The sequence below is a fragment of the Paenibacillus zeisoli genome, assembly GCF_003994465.1.
Classification (GTDB): domain Bacteria; phylum Bacillota; class Bacilli; order Paenibacillales; family Paenibacillaceae; genus Fontibacillus; species Fontibacillus zeisoli.
Map to the genome: position 1 here is coordinate 507450 of NZ_RZNX01000003.1, position 22925 is coordinate 530374.

Below are 22925 nucleotides of genomic sequence, written 5' to 3' on the forward strand. Positions count from 1 at the left end.
CTACAATCCCTCCTTACGCCGCATAAATACCGCTGATACGGCCAGCAGTAGAACTGCCAAGCCGAGATTAAGACTGATGGCTGGCCATGCAGCCGAGAAGACCGAACTCTGGCCGTAGATCAATTCGGTCAAAGCATGATTAGCCCACCGGATAGGGGACGCGAGGACAATGTAATTTGCCATATCGGTACCCGATACGCTGACAGGGAAGTAAGCACCCCCGAAGAAGGAGGCCAGCTGTACGAACAACAGGAGAATCCCGGTCGAAGCCTTTCCTTTGAACAAGTAGCTCACCCCGAGGCCCAGACTGACGGACATAACCACTTCGGATAACAAGATGAGCAGCGCGATGCCAAGGTGCTCTCCCCAGTAAGCTCCGAAGGCGAATTTACTGAACAGCACCACAATAAGTACACATAAAAAGTTCTGCACAATGCTTCCCAGTACCTTACCCGCGAACAGCTCACTTCGCCGCACGGGAGTGGCGACCAGACGCGGAGCCGTGCCCTGCACAATCTCACTTCGGATCAACCTTCCGGCCGACATCGCTCCCCATAGCCCGATCATGACCGACATTGCCACCGCATAGTAATCCATGGAACCCGGCTGCCGGTTCGCATTCACGGAGGTCTCTTTGATGTAACTTCCATTAGCGGAAGCACTAGGGACGAACAGCTGACTGACCTTGGCCGGCTCAACTTTGGCCACCGCAGAGACCGCATTATATTTATCGGTAAAGGCCTTGAGCATGCCTTCAATCACATTGCCCTCTATAGCACTCTGGTTGTTACCGTAGAGCGATATTCCTGAATCGGTAAGCTCCATATACCCGTCATACCTGTTCTGCCGAATTTCCTCCAGCCCATTCACACCCTTTTTGATAGTCTCAAAATGGATGTCCGACTTCTTCAGCTCTGCCGTAAAGGACGTGAATGCATCTGCCAAGGGCCCACCGTGGCTGGTGTCTTTGACGAGCACCTTCATCTCACCCAGCTTCACATTACTGCTGAAGGCATTGGTAAGGGCCAGCCCCAGAATCAGCATCAGCACAATGGGAAAAGCCAGCATAAACAGCAGGGTGCGTCTATCCCGGAAATCATGCTTGATCTCCTTAACCGCAATGCTCACTATATTATTCATACGATTACCTCAGCCTCCTCTCCACGCTATTAATCCCGCAGGTTACGCCCGGTCAAAGTCAGGAACACGGTCTCCAGATTCGGCTCCTGCTCTTCAACCGAACGAATCTCTGCCCCGCTTGCAATCAGTTCCTTCAGAATCCGGTTCAAATTGTCTACGGCCGCATCACTATGAATTCGGATGACAGGCTCCATTTCATCCAGACGGACGGTACGTACACCGGGAATTAACCTGAGCTGATCGGCCGGTACATCGGTTAGCGACTTCACCTCAATACGGATATCCTTCATGTCTGTAATGGTAGCGGTAAGCTGTTCCTTGGTTCCCTCGGCGATGATTTTCCCATGATCCACAATAGCTATGCGTGAGCAGATTTCTTCTACTTCCTCCATATAGTGACTGGTATATATAATCGTGCAGCCATCTTCATTAAGCTTACGGACGGAGTTCAGGATGTAGTTGCGGGATTGGGGATCGATCCCCACCGTAGGTTCATCCATGATGATCAGCTTGGGCTTATGTGCCAGAGCACAGGCAATATTAAGACGCCGCTTCATACCGCCCGAGAAATCCCTAGGGTAGCTCTTGGCCTTATCGGCAAGGCCTACGAACTGCAGCGCTTCTTCCGTCCTATCCTTTAGCTCTGTCCCTCTAAGTCCATACAACCCGGCAAAGAAGCTTACATTCTCATAGGAGGTCATATCCTCGTAGATCGCCAGATCCTGCGGGACCATCCCCAGATTCATCTTGGCAAACCGGCTTTGCTTCGCAATGTCCCGATCCAGTATGAGGATCTCTCCGCTTGAGGGACGCAGCAGCGAGGCAATCATATTAATTGTTGTGCTTTTACCTGCTCCATTTGCACCCAGAAAGCCAAAGATCTCTCCCTCCCTGATACTCAGGGAGATATTATCCACGGCGATGAAATTGCCAAACTTCTTGGTAAGTCCACGAATATCCAATACGTTCATTCCCGTTCACTCCTTAGCATTTGAAGGTGTCTCTTCTTGTTCTTCCTGGTTCTATCATAAAGAAAAAGGATGCCCCTATGTCAGTGCATAAGTTCATCCTTTAGATATGAGAAATTTCATGTTTATAGAAGTTGGATTGGACCAGCCTGGGCATGAGAATTCTCATGTGCCTAAAATCTCATGAAGCAGGACCTGTCTGTTCAAAAGGCAGCAGCGTGGTTACACTGAAGCCGTTGGTGCCATCGGCAATGACCGTTCCCTGAACGGCGGCGGTGCGCTCCTCCATCCCGATCAACCCCAGTCCTTTCACAATCTTCAGGTTGCCTCGTCCATTGTCCGAGACTACCACCTTAATCAGCCGGTTCAGGACCCGGATCTCCACATGTATCGCCGTGGCCTGAGCATATTTGGCTGTATTGGTAAGCGCCTCCGTGACGTTGCCTTGTATTATCCGCCATTGCAGCGGGGTAATCACTTCCATATTCCCCTCATGCACCAAGGTAATATGGAGGTCCGAACGGCTGCTAAAGCTCTCAACCGCAGTCTTAAGCCTGCTGAATCCCAGCTGCTCGGTGGGCGGCTTTATGTTTTTGAGGGTAAGCCGGATCTCTTCAATCCCTTCCGACGATATTCCAATCGCATTCTGAATCAGCTCCTCTGCCTTGTCCGGATCGCTGCGGATCAGCCGTTTGGCGGCTTCCATCTGAATTAGCGCCCCCGTCATGGCATGTCCAATCCCATCATGAATCGTCTGCGAGAGCCGATTCCGCTCCTCCAGCTTGGTCGTATACTCTGCGGTACGGAGGAATTCCTGATTCTCGCTAAGCATCCTGGCCAGGCGCTGCCGATCCGTCCGCTGCAGCTCAGCCTGATCGTCAAGCTGGTTCACCAGATTCATATAATAACGGATGCGTATAAAGCCAAACCAGCCCAGCACAGCTATGAACAAATATAGCCCTATAACGACGTATTCCCTCAAGAATATAGCCGGGATCAGGACTAGAGGGAGCACGAAGATATTCCGACGTACATAGAACGAAGCCAGTTCAAATACGCTAAAAGGAAGCAGCAGCAGAAAATGCACATCCGCATGCACCGAGCACCAGACTATACCCGCAAGGATTACCGGAATAATCCCCTGCTTAAACCGTCTGTTCCTGACCGTATGCAGCAGCAGATTCATAGACAGGTACAGCAGGAAATAGAGAATGAGCCAGAGTGAAGGGGCCGGGTCCCCGAAATACGATACGTAGATAACAAAGAACAGGACGATCGTCTTGTTGCCGACGGTCCATTGCTCCATCATGAATCACAACCTTCCCGGCCTAGCGGACCCTGCCCGTCAAGTAATAGATTGCAATTTGGGTTCGATGCTCAAGCCCGGTTTTGTTCAGAATCGAGGTAATATAATTCGCCGTTGTCCCCTCGGAGATGAACAGCTCTTTGGATATCTCCTTATTCGACAGTCCCTCGGCTACCTTGGACATCACATCAAGCTCTCGATCCGTAAAAGGACTGCGGTCGAACGGCAGCCCGCCGCCTGCGTGAGCAGCTGAACCTGCTTCAGCCGCGCGAGATGGCGATGCTTGTGCCGCCGTCGTGGAACTCCTGCCGCTTAAGGGCGCCCCTCCCGTCTGGATAACCCCGGCAGCCGCTTCTGCCTGAGGGCCCTCAGCGGCCCGCGCCTCCGTCTCGGGAACCCCAGTGGTCCCCGCTCCCGTCTGGGGAACTCCCGTGGCCTGTGCTCCCGGCCGCAGCAGCTCCATTGAAGACTTCAGCTTGTCGAGGATTACATCCTGCAGCACATTATGGCCGCAGTGTACGCTCTTGATCGCATCCCGAATCCGTTCGGGATCATTATTCTTAAGCAAATAACCTTTCGCACCATAGCGAATGGCATCCAGTATGTATTCATCATCATCAAATGTCGTCAAGATCAGCGGACGCGTCTTTGTCCCCTCAGTCAGCAGGCGTGTAGCCTCGACCCCATTCATATTCGGCATCCGGACATCCAGCAGCGCAATATCAACCTCATGAGCTTTGCAGTAGTCGACGGCTTCCTGACCATCTCCTACGGTGGCAACAACTTCAAAGTCACCGAACGTAGTCAGAATAATCCGCATGCCCTCCCGGATAAACGAATTATCATCCGCAATCAGCACCTTGATCTTCACTATGGATCCACTCCCTTGTGGGATTATTTTACATGATTATAGGTGGATATTGGAAGAAGGACTTTGCTGCCGGGTTACGTTCCAGTCCTATATCCAGAAATAGCGAAATGGTGTATTTTGAATTAAAATAACAACAGCAGCATAGCGTTAATTTCTTAAGGAGGGGTCATTTATGAACGGATATCTGCTTAGTGCTTCAATTATAGCCTTTGTCGTTGGGCTCGTTCACACGGTATTAGGTGAGGTTCTAATTTTCCGCAAACTAAGGCAGGGTAGATTAATACCGACAAACGGAGGGAGCCTGTTAAGCGAATCTAACGTGCGCATCCTGTGGGCCAGCTGGCATGCGCTGACGGCTTTCGGATGGGCCATAGCTTTTATCCTATTCTGGCTTTCAAAGATGACCTTATCTGAAGCAGGAGGTACATATACCGTTCTTGAACACACCATTGCAGCCTCTATGCTCGTAAGCGCGGTTTTGGTCTTGATCGGCACAAAGGGGAAGCATCCCGGATGGATTGGCTTATCCATCGTATCTGTTCTTGTGTGGATGGGGACTTCGGTATAGCGCTCCTACTCGAAATATTTGATGAAATTTTTCTGATCTTTAGTGAAAATAAAGCCACGGCGTTCGTAAAACCTATGAGCCTGAATTCGGCTGGGATGGGATAACAACTTGATTCCAGAATATCGATTATGGCAAGCCCACTGCTCCAGATGCTCCATCAGCATACCGCCTATTCCTTGATTCCTATTCTTCTCTCTAACCACAAATCCCAGGACGTTCACCAAGGGTTCTGCAAAAAGTAATTCATATGGGCTGCCATGAATATACCCGATCACTTCATTCTTCTCTTCACATACAAAGATGATATCTTTTGTATTCTTTATAATTTTTTCAATCTTTTCTTTTACTTTCTCTTCAGAAAAGGCAGCGAGATTGGGATTAAAGATTTGGTTCAACTCATAAATATCATGACGATCGGCTACCCTGATCTCCCTAATTGTTCTTCCTGACATGGCTCAAGACCTCAATTCCTTCCTTGTAAACATCCGAATTCGTTCCTTCCTATCGCAAAAAAGCCGCATCTGGCGTGAAACCCCCTGTTCTGTTCCAGGTGTCTCCTTTTCTCCAGTGCGGCGTCATACCATTAACCTTGGATTATTCTAACTCCAGCGGAATCATCGTTCTGCGGCGGCCCTCAAAGGTCGCCAGTTCACGGAATCCAACTTCATACAGCGTTCTGCGGGCCTGATCCAGATTCTCGCTCAGCTTCTTCGGATCATGGGCATCCGAGCCCACGGTCAGCGGAATACCCAGCTCATAGGCGCGCTGCAGCATGCGGCGGCTGGGAAACATCTCGGCGCAGGCTTTAGCCAGCCCGGATGCGTTAAGCTCCATAGCCACGCCGGATTCACGAACGGCCTCAAGCGCGGCATTTTCCAGCTGAATAACCTCACCCGCAAGCTCCGGTGCCGGCTTATAGTCGAAGCGCTTGATCACATCCAGATGCCCCATAATGTCGTAGAAGCCAGTTCGTGCGGCTTTCTGAACAGCATCATAGTACTGTCTGTATACGGACAGGATGTCCTTGCCTTCCCAGTTGTGGGTCTGACGGAAGTCCGAAATATCCCATTCCCCGAGAAAATGAACCGAGCCGATCACATAATCCCACGGGTAGGCACGCACAATCCGCTCAATCTCGGTTTCCCAGCCCTCGATATAGTCGCCTTCCAGGCCGACACGCACCTCGATTTGTCCACGGTACTTCTCCTTAAGCAGGAAGCATTCCTCCACATAACGGGGAAGCTCCTCCATAGCCATGGCCATCTCAGGATAATATTCTGCAGGATTCACATGAAGCAGCGGCATATGATCGGATAGCCCAATATGGGACAAGCCAATCTCAATGCCCCGCTGTACGTACTCCTCAAGCTCGCCCACGGCATGTCCGCAGCGGACATGGTGGGTATGGTAATCGATCAGCATGGCGCGTTCCCTCCGCCCCTAGTCGCGGCGTGGACGCTCGTGACGGCGATCCAGCTCGCTCATGATATCGTCCAGCGGAAGGTTCCGCTCCCGCAGCAGCACGAGCAGATGATAGATCAGATCGCTGACTTCAAGACGAAGCTCATCATTATCGCCGTTCTTGGCGGCAATGATAGCTTCGGCGGTCTCTTCGCCGACTTTTTTCAGAATCTTGTCGATGCCCTTCTCGAACAAATACGTAGTATAGGCGCCTTCCGGGCGCTCCTCATAACGTTCCTTGATAATCTGCTCCAATTCACCAAGCACTTCGAACCGGCTGGTGGAAGAAGCAGCTGCCGATACAGCGCCCTCGCTTTGGACAGCAGCCGCTGAACGGTAGAAGCAGTTGTCCTCGCCAGTATGGCAAGCCGGTCCGCTGCGCTTCACTAGAACCAACAGCGTGTCTCCGTCACAATCATAGCGAAGGTCTGTAATACGCTGGGTATTGCCTGACGTTGCGCCTTTGTGCCACAGTTCCTCGCGGGAGCGGCTCCAGAACCAGGTATCTCCGGTGACAATGGACTTCTGCAAGGATTCGCTGTTCATATACGCAACCATCAGCACGTCTTTGCTGTCAGCATCCTGTACTACAGCAGGTACGAGGCCATGGGCGTCCCATTTAATAATTTCCTGCAGCTTCGCAAGAGGAAGCCGCTGCTCTAAAGATTGACTCATCGTATTTCCACCCCTCTGGCTTTCAAATCCTTTTTCAAATCCGGCACAGCAATTTCCTTATAGTGAAAAATCGTAGCCGCAAGCGCAGCATCCGCCTGTCCCTCTGTAAAAACATCATAGAAATGCTCTTTGTTCCCGGCTCCGCCCGAGGCGATCACCGGAATTCCGACCAAGCTGCTTACCGCCTTGGTGAGCGGAAGGTCGAATCCATCCTTCGTGCCATCCGCATCCATACTGGTCAGCAGAATCTCGCCTGCGCCGCGGGTTTCGGCTTCCTTTACCCACGCAAGAGCCCGGATGCCGGTCGGCTTGCGCCCGCCATGCGTATATACTTCCCACTCTCCCCAAGCCTCGTTGTATTTGGCGTCTACTGCCACAACAATACACTGGGAACCGAAGCGCCGCGCTCCCTCCGAGATAAGCTCAGGATTCACAATCGCCGCCGTATTAATGCCAATCTTGTCCGCACCTGCGCGCAGGAGACGCTTCATGTCATCCACATGGGAGATACCGCCGCCCACCGTGAACGGAATCGAGATCTCACCCGCGGTCTGCCGGACGACCTCAATCATCGTGGCACGGCCTTCATTGGAAGCGGAAATGTCCAGAAACACAAGCTCATCGGCTCCCTCACGGTCATATAGCGCCGCGAGTTCTACCGGATCTCCAGCATCGCGGAGATTTACAAAATTAACGCCCTTCACTACCCGCCCGTCCTTCACGTCCAGACAAGGAATAATCCGCTTTGTAAGCATTACTTCTCTTCCTTTCCTCTGAAGCCTCGTAGGACAGGCTCCTTAGGTATCATCATATATATATAGTTAAGCTTTCAGTGCCTGAATGGCCTTAGCCAGATCCACGCTGCCCGTGTACAAGGCCTTGCCCACAATCGCTCCGCCCACGCCCTGGCCAGCATGTGCAGCCAGCTTAATCAGGTCTTCCTGAACGGTGACTCCGCCCGATGCAATGACCGTCTTGCCGGATGCCTCAGCCAGCGCACGAATCGCTTCAACATTCGGCCCCTGCATCATGCCATCACGCGAGATATCGGTGAAAATGAACGTCTCCGCGCCCTTCGCAGCCAGTTCCTTCGCGAGCACCTCGGCCTGAACCTCAGAGGTCTCAAGCCAGCCGCGGGTAGCGACCAAGCCATTACGCGCATCAATACCGATGGCAACCTTATCGCCATATTGTCCGAGGACGCTTTCTGTGAACTCACGGTCTTCAATCGCCGCAGTTCCAATAATCAGACGGCTGACGCCAAGACCAAGCAGACGCTCCACGTCACTGACCGTCCGAATACCGCCGCCTACCTGAACGGGCACCTGCACACTGCGCGCAATCTCGCCAATCAGCGCATCATTAACCGGGTGTCCAGCCTTTGCCCCATCAAGGTCCACCAGATGGATGAACTCGCCGCCTTGAGCCTCCCAAGACTTGGCAACCTCCACCGGATTGTCGTTATAGATCGTTTCGCGGGCATAATCCCCCTGCACCAGACGTACACACTTGCCATCCCGGATATCAATCGCCGGATAAATGATAAAAGAAGACATCCATTCTCCCCCTGCTCTATATAGTTAACCATCGGCCTTAATTCAGTAAAAGAAAAGCACCTCGCGGTGCACTAAAAAAGAGTCCTTTGAGTCACTTTAAGCACAAAACATATTTGGCTCCTGCTCATTCTCAGACTCTACTGCAAGTAGTTATAAGACTGTACTCCCCAATGAATTACAGCCTATCAATCCGTAAACAATCCGTAAATCCTGGATCTTAAGCAGCAAGCCCGCTCGCAGGCGGCCGAGCTGCTTCACTTCCATTCACGGGAGCCCCTAAGCGGTAGCTCCTGTCAGGATTACAGCGGCCAAGCCGCTTCATACCGCACTATGCTGCTCCCTGCTGCTCCCTGCTGCTCCTTGTAGCTCCTTGTAGCTCCCCGCCCTGCATGCTGCTCTACACAGTTCCATGCACGATTTAGGCTCGCTTTGCTCCCTCGGCCAGCTCCATGAAATTGCGGAGCAGCGACATGCCCATCTCCCCGCTCTTCTCCGGGTGGAACTGCATGCCGTATACATTCCCGCGACCCACAATCGCAGTCACCGGCTGCCCATAGTCCGTCACCGCAAGCAGATCCTCCTTGCGTGCCGGGAGGACATGATAAGAGTGCACGAAATAGACGTGCCCCTCTTCCAGTCCCTCAAAAATCGGGCTCGAGGCATTCGTATACTCGAGCTTGTTCCAGCCCATATGCGGCACTTTATAACTGCCGCCTTCGAACCGGACTACCCGGCCCGGCAGAATGCCAAGGCCCTGGTGATCGCCGTGCTCCTCGCTCGTGTCGAAGAGGAGCTGCATACCGAGGCAGATGCCGAGCAGCGGCTTACCGCTGGCAGCGGCCTCGCGCACCACAACATCCAGCCCGCTCTCGTGAAGATGGTCCATCGCATCGCCGAAGGCGCCTACGCCCGGCAGCAGCACGCCGCTGGCGTTCAGGATGACCGAAGGGTCCCCGGTAACCACCGCATCAAAACCAAGGCGTTCACAGGCTTTGCTCACACTGTGCAGATTGCCCATTCCATAATCGACAATAGCGATGGTCACGGGTTACAGCACCCCTTTCGTTGACGGTACGCCCGTCACACGTGGGTCCAGACTGGTCGCTTCGTCCAGCGCACGCCCGAGCGCCTTGAACACCGCTTCAATCATATGGTGCGTGTTCTGTCCGTAGTGGACAATCACATGCAGCGTAATCCGGGCCTCCAGTGCCAGCTTCCACAGGAACTCCTGCACCAGTTCCACGCTGAAGCTGCCTACCTGTGCCGAAGGATACTGCGCACGGTATTCGAAATGCGGACGGTTGCTGATATCTATAATAACTTGTGCTAGTGCTTCGTCCATCGGAACGAACACGCTGGCATAACGCTTGATGCCTTTCTTGTCGCCCAAGGCTTCACGAATCGTATGACCCAGACAGATCCCGATGTCTTCCACCGTATGGTGATCGTCAATCTCGATATCGCCCTTTGCATCGACCACGAGATCGAATTGTCCGTGCTTCGTGAATAGATCCAGCATGTGGTTCAGGAACGGCACATCCGTCTCTAGGCGTGAATCCCCGGTTCCATCCACATTAAAATTAAGTTTAATATCAGTCTCATTCGTCTTCCGGCTAATGCTCGCCTGGCGTGCACCATTAGCCCCGTTAGCTGTTGTCATCGTCTATTCGCCTGCCTTTCTATCTGCCTTGGCTTCCTGCTGAAGCCGAATTTCAATTGCCCGGGCATGGCCTTCGAGCCCTTCCCGTCTTGCAAGCTCCATAATGGTCTCACCGTTCTCTAGGAGTGCCTGCTTGCTATAGTAAATCATGCTGGATTTCTTAATGAAGTCATCCACATCCACCGGCGAGGAGAATCTCGCTGTGCCGTTGGTCGGGATAATATGATTTGGTCCTGCAAAATAATCCCCTACCGGCTCCGAGCTGTACGGGCCGAGGAAGATGGCCCCAGCATTCTCCACCAAGCCGAGGTAAGCCATCGGCTCCTCGATCATCAGCTCCAAATGCTCTGGAGCGAGTCGGTTAATCACCTGGATTCCTTCTTGAATGGAATCCACCACCAAGATCACGCCATAGCTGTCAATGGAAGCCGCGGCAATCTCCCGCCGCGGCAGCTCCGCCAGCTGGCGCTGCACTTCAGCTGCGCACGCCTTCGCAAAGTCCGCCGAAGTCGTCACGAGAATGGCCGAGGCCATCTCGTCATGCTCGGCTTGGGACAGCAGGTCGGCGGCCACATAGGCCGCGTTCGCGCTGTCATCGGCCAGCACGGCGATCTCGCTCGGTCCGGCGATGCTGTCGATATCGACAGCGCCGTACACCTCGCGCTTCGCCAGCGCGACGAAGATGTTGCCTGGGCCGCAGATCTTGTCTACCGGCTCGATCGTATCGGTGCCGTACGCCAAGGCTGCGATCGCCTGGGCTCCGCCGACCCGGTAGATCTCGCTTACGCCGGCTTCCGCAGCGGCGACGAGAATATACGGGTCAATGCCTGCTTTACCGCCGGTAGCCGGCGGCGTAACCATCACGATCTCCGGCACGCCAGCAACCTGGGCAGGGATGACATTCATGAGTACCGAGGAAGGGTAAGCTGCCTTACCGCCAGGGACATACACACCCACACGCTTCAGCGGGCGGATAATTTGACCCAGGATGCTGCCATCCGGCTGCAGATCCATCCAGGAGTTCCGCTTCTCCTTCTGATGGAACGCGCGAATGTTCGCCGCTGCAGCGGCTATAGCCTCAACGAAGGAAGGCTCCACCTTCTCGTAAGCGGCCTTCAGTTCTTCCTGCGTAACTCTAAGTTCCGCAGCCTTAAGCTTCATGCCGTCAAAACGCTCGGTGTAACGCAGCAGCGCGGTATCGCCCTCTTTTTTGATATCAGATACAATTTGCTTCACGGCTTCGTTCTGCTCAGGTGAACCGTACTCTACCTCACGCCGCAGATCAAATTCCTGTGCCGGTAATATTCTCATCAGCTACTCCTCCTCGTTACTCCTCGCCTTGGAACCTACACACCAATAACCTTTTGCAGGGCATCGCACACCTGCTGAATTTCAGCATTCTTCATCCGGTAGCTAACCCGGTTCGCCACAAGGCGGCTGGTGATCTCGAAGATACTCTCCATCTCCACAAGTCCGTTCTCCCGTAGCGTCTGTCCGGTCTCCACCATGTCCACAATCCGATCCGCTAGTCCGATCAAAGGCGCCAGCTCGATGGAACCGTTCAGCTTGATGACTTCCACCTGCTGACCCTGCTCCCTGAAATATTGGGATGCCACATTCGGATACTTGGTTGCTACGCGCTGCTGAATGCCTGGCTTCCAATCCGGAAGGGCAATGACCGACATCCGGCAGCGGGCAATCCCGAGATCCAGCAGCTCATACACATCCCGCTTCTCTTCCATAAGCACGTCCTTGCCGACGATTCCAATGTCGGCTACGCCATACTCGACATAAGTCGGTACATCGACCGGCTTGGCCAGGATGAACTCCATACCTACCTCCGGTAGAGGGATAACCAGCTTGCGTGTATCATCCACGTCCAGCGGGATGTTCAAGCCCGCTTCCCGGAATAATGCAGATGCTTTTTTATAAATACGGCCTTTCGGCATCGCTACTTTTATAATTTCAGCCAATTGAGATCAGCCCGCCTCTCTCCAACAATCCTAACCTTTTGTTATTTAACAAAACTTACGACATCCGCGTACTTCCCGGCAGTCTCTTCTACCGTGCGTAATTCGCCTTCCGCATTAACATGCTGCGTTACCACAACCTTGCCTTCACGGCGCAGACGCGCAGCTTCTTGAAGTGCTGACTTCCTTCCCTGCGCATTATACTGCACCAGGACAGGCAGCTTCTGCACAGCTTTGATGCCGTCTACCCCGTCAAGAATCCGGTTCGTCTTAAGCGCAAAACCTGTTGCAGGCACTGGACGACCAAACTGCTGAAGCAGATTGTTATAACGTCCGCCGCTGCATACCGGGAACCCAAGCTCGGCTGCATATCCTTCGAAAATTAGGCCTGTGTAGTAAGAGAAGTCCCCGATCATCGTTAGATCGATCAGGACATGCTCGGCCACGCCGTAATCCTCCAGGGCTTCCCATACCTTGCACAGATGGTCGATGGAGTCTTGTGCCAGCTGACTTTGACTGAGTCCGCGGGCCTCGCTGCACACTTCTTTGCCGCCGCGAAGACGGAGTATGCCTTTCAGTTCTTCCTTCTGGGCTTCAGAGACATTAAGCTTCGTCAAAGCCTCACGATAGCCGACGTAATCCCGCCGAAGAAGCCCTTGCTTCAGTCCCTCGCGGGCTTCTTCATCCCCGGGCACTGCTTCTTCCAGCAGCCCATTCAGGAAGCCAACATGTCCGAGCGCAATCTTAAAGGTGGATACGCCAGCCGCCTGCAGGGAAGCTACCGCAAGAGCAACTACCTCGGCATCCGCCTCGGGCGAATCATCACCCACAAGCTCTACACCAGTCTGGAAGAATTCCGACTCCCGGCCGGCCTCTTCTTCAATCGCCCGGTATACGTTCGCATGATAGGACAGGCGAATCGGCAGCGGCTCTTCCTTCAATAAAGAAGACACCACACGTGCAATCGGAGCTGTCATATCGGAACGAAGCACCATGGTCGTTCCCCGGTTATTCAGCAGCTTGAACAGCTTCTGATCCGATGTGGAGCTAGCCACACCTACCGTATCGTAATATTCCATAGTAGGAGTCATAATCTGACGATATCCCCAGCCTGACATGCAGTCTAGTACACTGCGCTCAATAGCACGAAGACGCTCTACCGCATACGGCAGATAGTCGCGGACGCCGGCTGGTTTTTCAAACCCTTTCGGTTTAGACAACCCGTTCACCTCATATCAGCTTTCTTAATGTATACTTTATCATGGTACAGTGCTACCATGCTACCAAATTAAAGAATATGGGATAGTTTATCATACTTCAATTATAGCGTCAATGCAGTACTCGTCCCCAGAAGTTCCCTTTTGAGTATACCGATAAAGCGCTTTGCTTAGCAATTGGCCGTGTTTCTATTTGCTATTATTTTTCAAAAAAAAACGATTTGGTCTGCTCGCACGTCATATCTATGTGGCTAATTGAGAAGGGGGCCTTAAGATGCAGGAGAGACAGTGGGCCGCTGATGCATGCAAGGGGGACGAGATCGCATTTCACGAACTCATCAACAGTCAGAAGAGGAAGTTATATGGCATAGCTTACAGCTATTTGCGTAATGAAGCAGATGCCCTTGAGGTGTTACAAGAGACGGTATGCCGTGCTTGGATGAAATGCGGTAAATTAAAAGATCCAGATACCTTCATACCTTGGCTGTATCGAATTCTCATGAACTGTTGTGTCGATGAGCTGAGACGACGAAGAAGAGTAGACGTAATCTCCCAGGAACCTCAGCAGGGCACCATAGAGATGGTCGATGTAAATAAGCTGGATATCGAGAGGGTACTGAACCGGATGAAGCCAAAGTATCGCCATGCCCTGATGTTGAAATATTACCAGGATATGACTGTACCGGAAATAGCAAGGATACTGGAGAAACCTGAAGGCACCATTAAGACTTGGATTCACCAAGGCTTGAAGCAGCTTCGGGGTCAGATTGAACAAGGAGGGGGATGGGATCATGAATAGACGCGAAGAGCAGCGATTAATCGACTACTTCCAATCCAGTCACATAGCTGAGCAATCCATAGAAGATACTCTTCTGGACAAGGCGGTTGTACAAGGCATTCAAATGGGCAGCCGGAAGCGCCGCAGCTTCATGTTCAGATACCGCGCTGGAATTATGGCAGGAACGCTTGCCTTGTGTATCGGCCTGTTTATACTCATGTGGCCCCGCATCCATGTTGGCCCTTCGCCTGCTGCCGACAAGGTTAACTTCACCGCCCCCGACTATGTCAAGTCCCAGATCAGTCACAATTCAGCCTGGCTGGAGGCTGCCAATCACGGACTATACCAGCCTATTAATCAGACACGAGAGCAAGGTGGTTATAGGGTTACGGTCGATGGGGTTCTTGCCGACAAGCGGACGATGATCTTCTTTTATACCGCGGAGAATATGGACGGAAGCTCCACTCCAGCAGTGAATAATACTAAATTTCTAGGCACGGACGGCAAGAGTGTTTCCGCATCGGTTGAATCTGACTCTTTCTCACAATTAAGTAATAAGAAGGTCGTCCAAAATCGTTACATCCTTAACTTCTATGGTAACGATACTACACCGGATAAATTTACTTTTACCGGTAATTGGGGACCTGGGCAGGCATCCGATGCCAAGAGACAGAAGTTCGAGATCCCTGTGAAGCTTGACCGAAGCAAATTCATAAACCTGGAGAAGCACATCCCAGTACATCAGGATATGATGATCCATGGTCTCAAGGCAACCTTGGATGATGCCACGCTTTATCCATTGTCTACTGAGCTTGGCTTCAGCTATGACAAGAAGAACAGCCGCAAAATCCAGCAGTTCATCAAGCCCAGACTTACTCTGAAGCTGCAAGACCAGGCTGTGGAGTCGGCCTTCCGAGGCTCGTCTCTCACAGAGAATGAGCCGAATCGGATGTATTTTAACAGCTTGTATTATACAGATTTCTCAAGCCTGCAGTTCCGATCAGATGGCGTTGAAGAATCCCTCGGTGATCATTTAAGTATTGTAGTCGATACAAGCAAGCGGGAACTTGTTCATGCCCCCGATGACAGAGTTAGGCTGGGTAATGTCATTACCGATTCCGGTTCCACTGAGATTCAGTTTCATATCAAACGAGGCTCCAACTCTCTAAGCAGCCTTGACTTGGATTACAGTTTTACGGATGGCAAAGGCCATACTCATAAGGTTGCAACTACACGTTCGGAGAGTCGTATACTTGATCCCTATTCTTCTCATTCCAGTAATGATGATTTCGACGTGTATCATTACTTTATCGATACTAAATCCTATCCGCAGCCGCTCACCATCCCTATCACCAACTATCCGGGTAATGAGATTCGGCAGCCCATCACGATTCCCATCCAATAATCTTCGGCTCCTCCACATTCTAACTTCATCTATGCCAAAAGAGGGTACTGTCCGCATCAGGACAGTACCCTCATCTCTTCAACCTCAATCACCCTCCGGATTGTTCCGCTTCAGCACCCGCAGCGGATTCCCGCCCACGAAGGTGCCTGCCTCAACATCCTTATGTACGACCGATCCGGCAGCCACCACTGCTCCATTGCCTATGGTGACACCAGGCAGAATTGTGGAGTTGGCACCGATCAGCACATCATCCCCGATGACGACGTCACCCAGACGATACTCTTTTATCAAATACTCATGGGCCAGAATGGTTGTATTATAACCAATCACAGAATTACGGCCAATCGTAATTTTCTCCGGAAAAAACACGTCCACCATGACCATAAGCCCAAAGGCCGTATGCTCACCCACTCGCATCCGCAGCAGCCGGCGATACATCCAATTCTTCAGCGGCAGGATCGGGCAGTAGCGGGTCAGCTGAATCACAATGAAATTCCAAATGCCTTTCCAAGGACTTACCGTACGGTACAGCTGCCAAAGCGCGTTTGGCCCCTCTACCGGATAACGGGTTACCTTTCTCACTAGCCTTCAGACTCCATTCCGAGCACACCGTATAAGTCGGTCATGTCATTAAGTATATAGTCAGGATCATACTTTTTCAGCACTTCGGCACCCTTGAGCGACCAAGCAACCCCTGCGGACTGAACCCCGGCAGCGCGTGCCGACTGCAAGTCAGCCGGGCTATCCCCGACCATGAGTGTCGTCTTCGGATCTGCACCAAGACGCTGAATGGCGGTTAGAACCGGTTCAGGATGCGGCTTCGGATTCTCCACATCATTTAGAGTTACGATCTCCTTCATGAACTTCAACAGATCAAAGGTTTCCAGCGCCAGAATCGTAGAAGGCTTCATCTTGGTAGTGACTACACCGAGTGTAATCCCCTTCGCATGGAGCCTCGAGATGACCTTGTGCACATTAGGGAACTCTCTAACCAAGGCATCATGATGAAGCATATTGTAAGCTCTATAGTCGGTAACAAGCTCCGCCACATCTTCCCTGCCTGTGAACTGCCGAAGCTGCTGCTCCAGTGTCAGCCCCATATGGGGAATAATTTGCTCACGGGTGAAAGGAGGTTCCGGGTAATGCTTATCCATAACGTGAAGGAATGAGGTGATGATCAGCTCATTCGTATTTACAATCGTCCCATCTAAATCGAACAGTACAGTTTCAATCATTTGCTCGCTACTCCTTCTTATCCTCCGTTTTAATCCTATCCTCTGTCTCTCTATCTATATTTGCATCAATATTTCTATCCGACGTAAATGACTCACTGCTGTGCGCTTCAGGACCAGATACTGTCACAGGTGTAGCTTCTGGAAGGTGATCTTCTGCCGGCACCTTAGTGGAGATAATAGGGTCACTATACCGGGCAGCGGACAGTCCTGTCTTGCGGCGGTAAATAATTAGAATGACTGCAGCCACAATAATAAGGACAGCCAGCAGCTGCGAAATCCGTATATTCCCATACTGGGGATCCAGCGCACCCGGCTCGAATCCCATCGCTCTCATCGGGGCCCATAGAACATCCATGAAGGAAGCTAACCAATCAGGACCCTTGAACGCCAGACTGTCCGTCCGTACCCGTTCGATGAAGAAACGGCCGATTGAATACCAGATGAAATAGGACAAGAACAGTTCACCTGCACGAAGGAACCTCTGACGGCGCAGCACCAGCAGCAGGACGAGGCCGACCAAATTCCATAACGATTCGTATAAAAAAGTAGGATGATGGTAGACACCTTGAACATTCATTTGATCCACGATAAAAGAAGGAAGGTGCAGGTGATCCCGCAGGAACGTCTCCGTTGTAGGTCCGCCATAGGCTTCCTGGTTCACGTAGTTCCCCCAGCGGCCAATGAGCTGGCCGACGATCAGGCCTGGTGCACAAATATCCGCAATTCGCCAGAAGTTGTATCCTTTACGCCGGACATAAATGACCGCACATATAATGGCACCGATCAGCGCCCCGTATATGGCTATACCGCCCTCCCAGATTTTGAACACACTTAGCAGATTGTCCTTGTAATCATCCCACTTGAAGGCCACAAAATAAATCCGTGCTCCAATAATGGCGGAAGGCACCCCAAACAGTACGAGATCCATGAAAAATTCGGACGAAATACCAAACCGTTTTCCTTCCCGAATCGCCAGCAGCATACCTATTAGAGCCGCTGTGCCCAGTATCAGGCCGTACCACCGGATAGGAAGCCCCAAGATGGAAAAAGCGACCGGATTTAATAACAACGTTTCCATTCTTACACGCTCCTAATCCAAATCATCTACATCTTCCGCGATGGTCTCGGTGAGCTTCGTGGTGAACTGCAGTGCTGCATTGTAGCCCATACGCTTCAATCTGAAGTTCATTGCCGCAACCTCAATAATAACGGCCAAATTTCGGCCCGGTCTAACCGGAATCGTCGCAAGAGGCACATCCGTATCAATAATTCGGGTAGTCTCTTCATCCAGCCCAAGACGATCATACTGTTTCTCCTGCTGCCAGGCTTCCAGACGAACTACAAGCGTGATTCTCTTATTGTTCCGGATTGCCCCTGCACCGAATAGGGTCATCACATTAATGATTCCGACTCCGCGGATTTCCAGCAGGTGACGGATCAATTCAGGTGCCGTACCGTGAAGCTGATTATCAGAGGTCTGACGAATCTCTACCGCATCATCGGCGATCAGGCGGTGTCCGCGTTTAACAAGCTCAAGCGCTGTCTCACTCTTACCAATTCCGCTCGAACCCGTAATGAGCATCCCTACCCCGTATACATCAACCAATACGCCATGAATGGTCGCAGTAGGTGCAAGCTTACGCTCAAGGAACCCTGTAATACGGCTCGAAAGTATGGTCGTTGCCATATTGCTGCGAAGAACAGGGATCTCCTTTTCTTCACCAATTTGCACCATTTCCTCCGGTACATCAAGTCCCCGAGTGATGATAATGCAAGGCGTAATCGGACTTAGACACAACTTCTCCATCCGGTCCCTACGTTCTTTCTCTGGCAGCATATTATAAAAAGCCAGCTCAGTCTTACCTAGAATCTGTACCCGCTCTGAAGGATGATATTCGAAATATCCTGCCAGTTCAAGGCCCGGACGGTATAGATCATCCACAGTGATCGTGCGTTTTAAGCCTTGTTCACCGGAAAGTACTTCTAACCCAAATTGGTTCACGAGCTCCGATACCTTTACTTTTTTAGCCATACGTGCTCTCCCTTCTACCTGTCGGCCATTCACTGCAGATCTGTAATTTCTTCTCATATTCTTGCTCTTAATTTCTTCGATACTACTCATACTTGTAACCATACTAATACTCATATTGTTACTCATACTTCAATCAACTCATATTGTTGCTCATACTTCAATTAACTCATAATCTTGCTCATACTTTCAATCAACCTATAATCTTGCTCGCACTTCACTCACACACTTGCTCACACTCTTGCTCTTACTTACACATTGTACTTATCGTAATGGATATTGCCCGGTAAATCAATCACCGCCCACTCCTGACGGAAGGCTTCGATTTGTATCTCGTCCCACCGATTGAAGGCTCACGAACGAAATTACTTGTAGGTACCTGTACATCGATGACTCTAGTTCTTTTATCCGAAAATATGAATTAAGCCTAAATCCCTTATAGCCACCAAATCCGTTACTCCTGCCTAATTCTGCAATTCCCTTATAGCTAAAAAAACCGCCCCGAAGGGCGGTTTCGGCTTGATCCATCTTCTTAGGAGAAGAATACGTTCAATTCCGATTCTTTATCAAAGATATGAATTTTGTTCATATCGATAGCCAGCTTAACTTGATCTCCCTCGCGTGTTCTGGAACGTCCATCTACACGTGCGATTACGGAGTCGTTACCAATACCGTTCAAGTGCAATTGCATTTCGTGACCGATGTTCTCAGTCAGGAACACACTTGCATTAAAGATTGTGTTAGGCGAAGCTTCAAGGAATACAGGCTCTTCATGAATGTCCTCAGGACGAATACCCATGATAACTTCTTTGCCAAAGTATCCTTTTTCTTTAAGGATCGCTGCTTTACCTTGTGGGAACTCAACATCCAGACCAGGAGCCTTGAAACGAACTGCTCCGTTTGATTCGGATAGATTTCCTGTAACAAAGTTCATTGTAGGGGAACCAATGAAACCAGCAACAAAAATGTTTTGCGGTTGGTTGTACAGTTCTTCAGGAGAAGCCGCTTGTTGAATGATACCATCTTGCATAACTACGATACGGTCACCCATCGTCATTGCTTCGATTTGGTCATGCGTTACATAGATACAAGTAGTTTCAAGGCGTTTAACCAGCTTAGTGATCTCCGCGCGCATTTGGCCACGAAGTTTAGCGTCCAAGTTGGAGAGAGGCTCATCCATCAGGAATACTTGTGGATCACGGACAATCGCACGGCCCAAGGCCACACGTTGACGCTGACCACCGGACAACGCTTTTGGTTTACGCTCAAGCAGGTGTGTGATATCAAGGATCTTAGCTGCTTCACGCACACGTTGATCGATTTCTTCTTTCTTTACTTTACGAAGCTTCAAACCAAACGCCATATTTTGATATACGTTCATATGTGGATACAATGCGTAGGATTGGAATACCATCGCAATGTCACGGTCTTTAGGTGCTACATCGTTCACGACGCGGTCGCCAATGTACAATTTACCTTCAGAGATTTCTTCAAGACCTGCAATCATACGTAGAGTTGTGGATTTACCGCAACCGGAAGGACCAACCAGTACAAGGAACTCCTTGTCCTTAATATCCAAATTGACGTCAACAACAGTAGCCTTGTCAGATCCTGCATATTTCTTGTAAATGTGCTCTAAGCGTACACCAGCCATGAGTAATTGCCCCCTAAGCAAAATTTATAATTAGTAATAATGTAATCGGATACATTTATATTCTTATATTAAACGATAGGGCTATAGACCGCCATACACAAACTGCACAAAAAACCTATTTTCTTTTCGTCACTTTACACAATAATAGAGTAAGCTTCACCAGAACAGCGTCGCGGAAGCTTCTCACGTCCAAGCCTGTCTCCTGTTTGATCTTGTCCATACGATAGAGCAAAGTATTGCGATGAATGTATAAACGCTTGGCAGTTTCACTTACATTGCAGTCGAGTTGAAAAAAGGTTTCCAGCGTCGATAGCGTCTCATTATCTGTAAATACAGTGGTACTGGTATGCGGCACAGTCTGCTCAAGGAACTTTCTGCGCTGTTCATCAGGAATGCTGTATACCAGGCGTTCCAGATATAATGCCCAGGGCAGATGTATATGCTCCGTAAAGTGGAATAACCGCCCCAGCTGCAAAGTTTCCCTTAATAGAGAAAGCGAGGATGCCAGTGCCTGAACAGCCATAATAGGCTCCAATACAGAGAGATGTGAGGTCCCACCCCACTCATTGGAGATGAGTTCGTAAATGCCCTGACACAGATCATACAGCATGACCCGCTCCGCATCCTGACCCTCTTCACTTTCCTCACGGAACCCGCTTAGGAGAGATTCGCCCACTAGGATCAACCACTCTTTATTTTGCAAAGGGATCAAGGTAATATCTCCATCAAAAAAGCTGTTAAGCAATTTGTTCAACTGGACGTAAGTAATCTCATCATGAGCCCGATTCTCGTAACTGAGCAGAAAAGGGACCATAGTTCCCCCTAAACGTGACTTCAGCACAATGTGGTCAGGAATCTCCTCGTTTAAAGTTCCCTGCTCAAGTTGGCTTTGAAGCCAATTGCAAAGCTGGGCACTCAGTTCCTCTTCTTCCCCCTTGGATGACACTACATGGCTGTCTCCAGTTACCTGGGCAGCTTCAATGACCAGTTCAATAAGTCTTCTCTCCGACTCCGAGACGTCCGCAGCATCCACGACAAGACCAATGACTTTAGTATCCGTCTGCATCCAGGGAAAGAATAGTTGACTTCCTTTCAATATAGGGCTGTGAAACCCGCTCTGAACCGTACTTCGATTGGACTTTTGGAGCGTTCTCCACTCATTCAATGGTAGTTCCTTCTGCTTCAATGTATCTCCGACAACTCTCTCAAGCTTCTCTCTCACTACTTGGATATCCATGATTAAGGCGCCTTTCTAAGCTATGTCATTAAGAGAATGGTAACTCTGATTGTTAGCTCTATTGTAGCATAATCCATCTACCCGAATCATCTGCGCCTAACCCGCTCTCAAGCTCATCTATTCCTTCATTGCATGTGGTCTTCATTGCATGTGGCCTCCATGGATTGTGACTCTTCAACAGATTGTGGCCTCGATCGAAAAATGAGTCTCAATCGGACTGTGCCCTCCGAGTTGGAGGCGCCCCCCCATCCGATTGACTTCCTCAGGCTCCGCCCTTCATATTTAGATCCCCCGTGCTTGTGCTCAATTAGATCCGTTGTTCTCTTCACCAGCTAACTCGTATAGTTAGCAAGCATACTTGTAGGTGAACAACATCAAAAGTACGGCTGAACGCACAAAAAAACCGCCAATCCTAAGATTGACGGTCTTGTATGATGAGCCATGAAGGACTCGAACCTTCGACACCCTGATTAAAAGTCAGGTGCTCTACCAACTGAGCTAATGGCTCTTATCTGGTGGAGGCTGATGGATTCGAACCACCGAACTCGTAGAGAGCAGATTTACAGTCTGCCGTGTTTAGCCACTTCACTAAGCCTCCAAATTAACTTATAAAAAAATATGGTGGCTCGGGACGGAATCGAACCGCCGACACGAGGATTTTCAGTCCTCTGCTCTACCGACTGAGCTACCGAGCCATACAATTTGATCATAAAAAAATAAAGTGGTGATTATAGCTTCCCACTTTACTGTGGAAATATCCATTTTAAATAAATGGCGGAACTGACGGGATTCGAACCCGCGGTCTCCTGCGTGACAGGCAGGCATGTTAGGCCTCTACACCACAGTTCCGCATTATTCATAAAAATGGTGCCGGCGAGAGGACTTGAACCCCCAACCTACTGATTACAAGTCAGTTGCTCTACCAGTTGAGCTACACCGGCACATATGGTGGAGGCTGAGGGGATCGAACCCCCGACCCTCTGCTTGTAAGGCAGATGCTCTCCCAGCTGAGCTAAGCCTCCATATGTAGATAATAGCGGCGGAGGGGATCGAACCCCCGACCTCACGGGTATGAACCGTACGCTCTAGCCAGCTGAGCTACGCCGCCATAATAAAAATTCCTTAATGCTTGTCCTATTCTCTTCTGAAATTACTTAGTTCCAGATAATGAGAATGGCGGAGAGAGAGGGATTCG

23 protein-coding genes and 7 tRNA genes are annotated in these 22925 nt (G+C 50.6%); 3 read left to right on the forward strand and 27 right to left on the reverse strand.

Annotation, left to right across the window (positions count from 1 at the left end; genetic code table 11):
- The 4 genes from EJP77_RS11285 to EJP77_RS11300 form a co-directional block, all read right to left on the reverse strand.
- Positions 1–1140: an ABC transporter permease gene (locus tag EJP77_RS11285; RefSeq protein WP_127199324.1), complete on the reverse strand. Its 1140-nt coding sequence runs from the start codon at positions 1138–1140 to the stop codon at positions 1–3.
- 29 nt (positions 1141–1169) lie between these two features.
- A complete protein-coding gene (locus EJP77_RS11290) occupies positions 1170–2111 on the reverse strand; it encodes an ABC transporter ATP-binding protein (protein WP_127199325.1) in 942 nt (313 codons plus the stop codon).
- A 178-nt stretch (positions 2112–2289) separates the two neighbouring features.
- Positions 2290–3417 (reverse strand): sensor histidine kinase, encoded by a 1128-nt coding sequence (locus tag EJP77_RS11295; RefSeq protein WP_127199326.1) that lies wholly within the window; start codon positions 3415–3417, stop codon positions 2290–2292.
- Positions 3418–3436: 19 nt separating this feature from the next.
- A complete protein-coding gene (locus tag EJP77_RS11300) occupies positions 3437–4285 on the reverse strand; it encodes a response regulator transcription factor (RefSeq protein WP_127199327.1) in 849 nt (282 codons plus the stop codon).
- A 172-nt stretch (positions 4286–4457) separates the two neighbouring features.
- Here EJP77_RS11300 and EJP77_RS11305 point away from each other — a divergent pair, with 172 nt between their 5' ends.
- Positions 4458–4853 (forward strand): hypothetical protein, encoded by a 396-nt coding sequence (locus EJP77_RS11305; protein ID WP_127199328.1) that lies wholly within the window; start codon positions 4458–4460, stop codon positions 4851–4853.
- A gap of 5 nt (positions 4854–4858) precedes the next feature.
- Here the strand turns inward: EJP77_RS11305 and EJP77_RS11310 are convergent, their stop codons facing one another.
- The 10 genes from EJP77_RS11310 to EJP77_RS11355 form a co-directional block, all read right to left on the reverse strand.
- Positions 4859–5305, reverse strand: coding sequence for a GNAT family N-acetyltransferase (locus tag EJP77_RS11310; RefSeq protein WP_127199329.1), 447 nt, complete (start codon positions 5303–5305; stop codon positions 4859–4861).
- 142 nt (positions 5306–5447) lie between these two features.
- The gene (gene hisJ / locus EJP77_RS11315; RefSeq protein WP_127199330.1) at positions 5448–6275 is read right to left on the reverse strand and encodes a histidinol-phosphatase HisJ; all 828 of its coding nucleotides are present in this window, start codon (positions 6273–6275) and stop codon (positions 5448–5450) included.
- Positions 6276–6293: 18 nt separating this feature from the next.
- On the reverse strand, positions 6294–6989 hold the full coding sequence (gene hisIE / locus EJP77_RS11320) for a bifunctional phosphoribosyl-AMP cyclohydrolase/phosphoribosyl-ATP diphosphatase HisIE (RefSeq protein ID WP_127199331.1): 696 nt from the start codon (positions 6987–6989) through the stop codon (positions 6294–6296).
- Positions 6986–7744, reverse strand: coding sequence for an imidazole glycerol phosphate synthase subunit HisF (hisF, locus tag EJP77_RS11325; protein WP_127199332.1), 759 nt, complete (start codon positions 7742–7744; stop codon positions 6986–6988). Before hisF ends, hisIE begins: the two co-directional genes overlap by 4 nt.
- 66 nt (positions 7745–7810) lie before the next feature.
- Complete coding sequence (gene hisA / locus EJP77_RS11330; protein WP_127199333.1) at positions 7811–8545, reverse strand: 1-(5-phosphoribosyl)-5-[(5-phosphoribosylamino)methylideneamino]imidazole-4-carboxamide isomerase; 735 nt, start codon at positions 8543–8545, stop codon at positions 7811–7813.
- A 418-nt stretch (positions 8546–8963) separates the two neighbouring features.
- On the reverse strand, positions 8964–9590 hold the full coding sequence (gene hisH, locus EJP77_RS11335; RefSeq protein ID WP_127199334.1) for an imidazole glycerol phosphate synthase subunit HisH: 627 nt from the start codon (positions 9588–9590) through the stop codon (positions 8964–8966).
- Positions 9591–9593: 3 nt separating this feature from the next.
- Positions 9594–10205 (reverse strand): imidazoleglycerol-phosphate dehydratase HisB, encoded by a 612-nt coding sequence (gene hisB, locus EJP77_RS11340; protein WP_127199335.1) that lies wholly within the window; start codon positions 10203–10205, stop codon positions 9594–9596.
- Positions 10206–10208: 3 nt separating this feature from the next.
- Positions 10209–11516: a histidinol dehydrogenase gene (hisD, locus tag EJP77_RS11345; protein ID WP_127199336.1), complete on the reverse strand. Its 1308-nt coding sequence runs from the start codon at positions 11514–11516 to the stop codon at positions 10209–10211.
- 35 nt (positions 11517–11551) lie between these two features.
- Complete coding sequence (gene hisG, locus EJP77_RS11350; protein WP_127199337.1) at positions 11552–12178, reverse strand: ATP phosphoribosyltransferase; 627 nt, start codon at positions 12176–12178, stop codon at positions 11552–11554.
- A 41-nt stretch (positions 12179–12219) separates the two neighbouring features.
- Positions 12220–13395 carry an ATP phosphoribosyltransferase regulatory subunit gene (locus tag EJP77_RS11355; RefSeq protein ID WP_127199338.1) on the reverse strand — a complete coding sequence of 392 codons (1176 nt, stop codon included), beginning with the start codon at positions 13393–13395 and terminating at the stop codon, positions 12220–12222.
- Between the two features lie 271 nt (positions 13396–13666).
- Between EJP77_RS11355 and EJP77_RS11360 the strand changes: the two genes are divergently transcribed.
- Positions 13667–14191, forward strand: a complete 525-nt coding sequence (locus EJP77_RS11360; protein ID WP_127199339.1) for a sigma-70 family RNA polymerase sigma factor — start codon at positions 13667–13669, stop codon at positions 14189–14191.
- On the forward strand, positions 14184–15575 hold the full coding sequence (locus tag EJP77_RS11365; protein WP_127199340.1) for a DUF4179 domain-containing protein: 1392 nt from the start codon (positions 14184–14186) through the stop codon (positions 15573–15575). Before EJP77_RS11360 ends, EJP77_RS11365 begins: the two co-directional genes overlap by 8 nt.
- Positions 15576–15659: 84 nt before the next feature.
- On the opposite strand, the gene EJP77_RS11370 is transcribed toward EJP77_RS11365, so the two are convergent.
- The 13 genes from EJP77_RS11370 to EJP77_RS11430 form a co-directional block, all read right to left on the reverse strand.
- The gene (locus EJP77_RS11370) at positions 15660–16157 is read right to left on the reverse strand and encodes an acyltransferase (protein ID WP_127199341.1); all 498 of its coding nucleotides are present in this window, start codon (positions 16155–16157) and stop codon (positions 15660–15662) included.
- Positions 16157–16810, reverse strand: a complete 654-nt coding sequence (ppaX, locus tag EJP77_RS11375; RefSeq protein ID WP_127199342.1) for a pyrophosphatase PpaX — start codon at positions 16808–16810, stop codon at positions 16157–16159. Before ppaX ends, EJP77_RS11370 begins: the two co-directional genes overlap by 1 nt.
- Before the next feature lie 7 nt (positions 16811–16817).
- Complete coding sequence (lgt, locus tag EJP77_RS11380; RefSeq protein WP_127199343.1) at positions 16818–17888, reverse strand: prolipoprotein diacylglyceryl transferase; 1071 nt, start codon at positions 17886–17888, stop codon at positions 16818–16820.
- Between the two features lie 12 nt (positions 17889–17900).
- Positions 17901–18842 (reverse strand): HPr(Ser) kinase/phosphatase, encoded by a 942-nt coding sequence (hprK, locus tag EJP77_RS11385; RefSeq protein ID WP_127199344.1) that lies wholly within the window; start codon positions 18840–18842, stop codon positions 17901–17903.
- A 529-nt stretch (positions 18843–19371) separates the two neighbouring features.
- Positions 19372–20493 (reverse strand): ABC transporter ATP-binding protein, encoded by a 1122-nt coding sequence (locus EJP77_RS11390; protein ID WP_127199345.1) that lies wholly within the window; start codon positions 20491–20493, stop codon positions 19372–19374.
- Positions 20494–20608: 115 nt separating this feature from the next.
- On the reverse strand, positions 20609–21730 hold the full coding sequence (locus tag EJP77_RS11395) for a PucR family transcriptional regulator (RefSeq protein WP_127199346.1): 1122 nt from the start codon (positions 21728–21730) through the stop codon (positions 20609–20611).
- A gap of 435 nt (positions 21731–22165) precedes the next feature.
- Positions 22166–22238 (reverse strand) — tRNA-Lys (locus EJP77_RS11400).
- 5 nt (positions 22239–22243) lie between these two features.
- A tRNA-Tyr gene (locus EJP77_RS11405) sits at positions 22244–22328 on the reverse strand.
- Positions 22329–22349: 21 nt separating this feature from the next.
- Positions 22350–22425: transfer RNA gene (locus tag EJP77_RS11410), tRNA-Phe, on the reverse strand.
- A 77-nt stretch (positions 22426–22502) separates the two neighbouring features.
- Positions 22503–22579: transfer RNA gene (locus EJP77_RS11415), tRNA-Asp, on the reverse strand.
- A gap of 16 nt (positions 22580–22595) precedes the next feature.
- Positions 22596–22671 (reverse strand) — tRNA-Thr (locus EJP77_RS11420).
- Between the two features lie 5 nt (positions 22672–22676).
- A tRNA-Val gene (locus EJP77_RS11425) sits at positions 22677–22752 on the reverse strand.
- 12 nt (positions 22753–22764) lie between these two features.
- Positions 22765–22838: transfer RNA gene (locus EJP77_RS11430), tRNA-Met, on the reverse strand.
- Positions 22839–22925 lie beyond the last annotated feature (87 nt).